This window comes from Pseudomonas sp. R62 (assembly GCF_000257605.1).
GTDB lineage: Bacteria > Pseudomonadota > Gammaproteobacteria > Pseudomonadales > Pseudomonadaceae > Aquipseudomonas > Aquipseudomonas atacamensis.
The window spans coordinates 3,866,607-3,870,585 of the sequence record NZ_JH635998.1; the positions used below are offsets into that span (position 1 = coordinate 3,866,607).

Below are 3,979 nucleotides of genomic sequence, written 5' to 3' on the forward strand. Positions count from 1 at the left end.
ACGCCTGCAGTGCTCGGCTCATGAGTACCAGCGGTGCCAGTCATGCGCTCGATCTGATCGTGCGCACCCTGTTCAAGGCCGGTGACTGCGTGGTGGTGGAAACGCCTGGTTATGCACCGTTGTTTGACCTGCTGCGCCTGCACGGCGTACAGATGCTCGAAGTGCGTCGGACACCGAGCGGGCCGGACATCGACATGCTCGAGTCAGTGCTGCGTCAGTTTCGTCCCGCTGCCTTGTTCATTGGCAGCCATCACCACAACCCCACCGGCAGTTGCCTGACGCCTGCGGTCGCCCAGCGTATCGTGCAGTTGAGCAAGACCTACGACCTGCGCGTGATTGAAGATGACGTCTACGCTGATCTGCACACCGGCAGCGGTACACGGTTGGCGGCGCTGGACCATGGCGGCCGGGTCATTTATGTCGGCAGCTTTTCCAAGACACTGAGCAGTTCGTTGCGGATCGGCTTTGTCCTGGCGGACAGCGAGCTGCTGAAGCGCCTGGCCGAGGTCAAGATGATCAGCGGGCTCGGCTGTTCGAGGCTGGCCGAGGCGGTGCTGGCCAGGCTTATGGCGACCGGCGCTTATCGCAAACTGGTGCAGCGCCAGCGCCAGCGCTTGAATGCCGATCGCGCGGCGGCCTTGCAGGCCCTGGAAGACGCCGAGTGGGAAGTGTTCGGCAAGCCGGTTGGCGGGCTGTTCATCTGGGCGCGGGCGCGCTTGCGCGACCAGACGTCGGTGCGCAGGCAGGCCCAGCACTGCGGGCTGGAGTTGTCAGCAGCGGACGCCTTCAGTCCCAGCGGTGAGTGCGGTGACTGGCAGCGCATCAATGTGGCCTGTGCCTGCGACCCACGGGCCCGGCAGTTTTTTCGCAATACTTGCGCGGATCGACCTCCAGCATTCTGAAAACGACGCGGGCGTAGCTTTTTGCCATTATTCCGAAGCCAGAGTCTTGTGCTGGTTCGAGCCCGTTGCGAATCTTCGGCAACAGACTTTGGCAGGGGACTACGCGCAATGATTTCGGCCGTGCAAGGACGTTTTGCCAACCTCGGTATGGCGAAAAAACTGGGTATCGGATTTGTGCTCGTCTTGTTGCTGACTGCGTTGGTGGCGGCGATCGGCGTCTGGTCGCTGCAAACCATCAGTCTGCGTTTCGACGGCTTGAAGCAGATGTCCGCGCTTAACAGCGGCCTGCTCAAGGTGCGCCTGCTCGAGCAGGAGTACGCCCTGCGCGGCAATCCGAAAACCGCCGATGCCTTGCGCGAGGGCGTCGATGGGCTGATCGTCCTTGCCGGTGAGCTCAAGGCACATTCCCCGGCCAATGTCCCGGTGATGAGCGATGTCGAGCAAGCGCTGGGCGCGTATCGCAAGGCCTTCGATGAATTCGTCTCGCTGAGCCAGGCCAAGGACCTCGCGCTGGAGATGGCCAGTTGGTCGGTGTCCAGCGTGGCCAATAACCTCGACGTGTTGCAGAGCGGGCTGGCCGATGATGGCGCTTATACGTTGAAAGACACCGAGGGCAAGGACGGCGCGCAGTTCATCGAACAGGCGAATCAGGTCAGTCAGGTCTCGCGACTTATGCTGCAAGCGATGAACGAAGCGCGGGTGCGGCTGGATCAAAGCCGCAAGGGCGATGCCGACAATGCCGGTCAAGGCAACATCGAGCAGGCCGCGCAAGCGCAGGAGCAGGCCGAGGCGTTGAAAAGCACGGTCAAGGACGAGGGCTATCTGACGGTGCTCAACGAAGTGTCGGGGCATATCGCCGGATTCAACGAGAAACTGGCTGAATACACCGGTTTGCTGGCGCAAGAAAAGACGGTTTATGACCAACTGCATCAGCGTGCTGCTCAGGTGGTGGACCGGGTCAATCAGGCCTACGTCGCCGAAGATGCTTCGATGCAGGCGGAGCTGAAAAAGAACACGGTGTTGATCATTGGCTCTTCGGCGCTGGCCTTGTTGGTTGGATTGCTCGCTGCGTGGGTGATCACGCGCCTGATCGTGGCGCCGCTGCGCAGTGTGATTCGTGTGGCGCAGCAGATTGCTGCGGGTGATCTGACGGCGAAGGTCGAGGTAACGCGCCGCGATGAAATGGGTCAGCTGATGTTGGCGATGCAGCAGATGGCTGCCGGCCTCGGCACGATTGTCAGCGGCTTGCAGGCCGGTATCGAGCGCTTGGCCGGTTCCGCGCAATCGCTGTCGGCGGTGACCGAGCAGACCAATCTGGAGGTCAACAGCCAGAAGGAGGAAACCGAGCAGGTCGCCACCGCCATGAACCAGATGACCGCCACCGTGCATGACGTCGCGCGCAATGCCGAAGAGGCGGCGCTGGCGGCGCAGACGGCGGATGACAAGGTCGAGAGCGGCCAGCAGGTGGTGCGTCAAAGCATGGCGCGGATCGAGCAGTTGGCGGATTCAGCGACCTCGGCCAGCTCCAGCATCGAGAGCCTCAGTGCCGAGATCCAGAATATCGGCACGGTGTTGGAGGTGATCAAGAGCGTGGCCGAGCAGACCAATCTGTTGGCGCTGAACGCGGCGATCGAAGCGGCGCGGGCCGGGGAGCAGGGCAGGGGGTTTGCTGTGGTCGCCGATGAGGTGCGTGCGCTGGCACGGCGTACGCAGCAATCGACAGAGGAGATCGAGCGCTTGGTCAGTGCCCTGCGGGCAGCGGCGCAGTCGTCGGTGCAGCAGATTCGCAGCAGTGGCGAGCTGGTGAAGCTGGCGGTCAGTGATGCGTTGCAGACCGAAAGTGCGCTGGGGAGTATTGCGGCGGCGGTGTCGTTGATTCAGCAGATGAATCAGCAGATCGCGGCGGCGGCGGAGGAGCAGAGTTCGGTGGCGGAGGAGATCAATCGCAGTGTTACGCAGATTCGTGCGAGCGCGGATCACTCTTCCGTGGCCATGCGCGGGAATGCGGCTTCGAGTGTTGAGCTGGCGCAGTTGGGCGGGGAGTTGCGTTCGATGGTTGGGCATTTTCGGCTTTGAGTCTTGGCAGCCTTTGGGCCAGCCAGGCTCTTGGCTACGCCGCGTGGGGATGGCCCGGGTTTGCTTTTGCTGTTCTGTGGGAGCTGGCTTGCCAGCGAAGGCGGCCTGACAGCCGACCGATTTTTAGCTGAGAACACTGCTTCCCAATGTGGGAGCGAGCCTGCTCGCGAAAGCGGTCTTCAAGTCACATCCTCTTTCAAGTCGGCCACAAAAAAGCCACCTGTAACGGTGGCTTCTTTACCAGTATTCGCGCCTCAGTCGTAAATCACTTTCTTCTTCCAGTCCGCATCGGCTTCGACATCCTTCAAGCCGGCGGTCAGTTGGTTTTCTTCACCTTCCACCGGGGCGATCTTGTCCATGACCTGGGCGTTGGCTCGGGCGAGGAGTTTTTCCAGATATTGCAGTTGCTCGGCATACATCTGCGGGTCCTGCTGTTTGCGCAGATATTGCACGCCGCGTTCGAAGGCGAGGCGGGCCTGGCCGGGTTGGTTTTGTTGCAGGGACTGTTGGCCGAGGTTGTTGAAGAATTCGATGTGCAGCAGCACGAGGATGTGGCGCACCTCGCGAATCCATTGTTTGGCTTCGTTCGGTGGCAGGAAACCGTCGTGGGCGGCGCGGGTGATCTGGCCGTGCAGGGCTTCGAGGAGGAAGCGCACGTCTTTGGCTTTGGCTTCGGTCAGGATCGGCGCGGGCGGGTTGTTCACCGGGATCGATTCGCCTTGGGCAACGAGGGCGCTGAGTTCGGTGATGCGGGCCTTGGTCGTCGCGCTGGTTTTTTCCAGGTTGAGCAGGCGCTGGCAGACGTTGAGTTCCAGGCGGGTCAGCAGTAGCTTGAGCGCCGGGGTCATGAACTGGCCGGGGAAGGTTTCGGTCAGTTCGCCGCAGCGGCGCAGGCGGTCGTTGAGTTCGACTTTGGTGCGGGCCTTCTCCAGTTTGTTGTTTTCCACCACATGGTTCATGTAGCCAATGGCGATCAGAATTGCGATCCCGGCTACGACTAG

Annotated in this window: 3 protein-coding genes and 1 pseudogene; 3 read left to right on the top strand and 1 reads right to left on the bottom strand. The window is 61.5% G+C overall.

What is annotated here, in order from left to right:
- The 3 genes and pseudogenes from OQK_RS18365 to OQK_RS32080 all read left to right on the top strand — a co-directional run.
- A partial coding sequence (locus OQK_RS18365; protein WP_157221907.1) for an aminotransferase-like domain-containing protein occupies positions 1–902 on the top strand: 902 nt, incomplete at its 5' end.
- Between the two features lie 990 nt (positions 903–1,892).
- Positions 1,893–2,117: pseudogene (locus tag OQK_RS32075) on the top strand (HAMP domain-containing protein); the annotation flags it as partial.
- On the top strand, positions 2,115–2,978 hold the full coding sequence (locus OQK_RS32080; RefSeq protein ID WP_371699606.1) for a methyl-accepting chemotaxis protein: 864 nt from the start codon (positions 2,115–2,117) through the stop codon (positions 2,976–2,978). The pseudogene OQK_RS32075 and the gene OQK_RS32080, both read left to right, overlap by 3 nt.
- 254 nt (positions 2,979–3,232) lie before the next feature.
- On the opposite strand, the gene OQK_RS18375 is transcribed toward OQK_RS32080, so the two are convergent.
- Positions 3,233–3,979: hypothetical protein (locus tag OQK_RS18375; RefSeq protein ID WP_016773665.1), on the bottom strand; the 747-nt coding region annotated here is incomplete at its 5' end.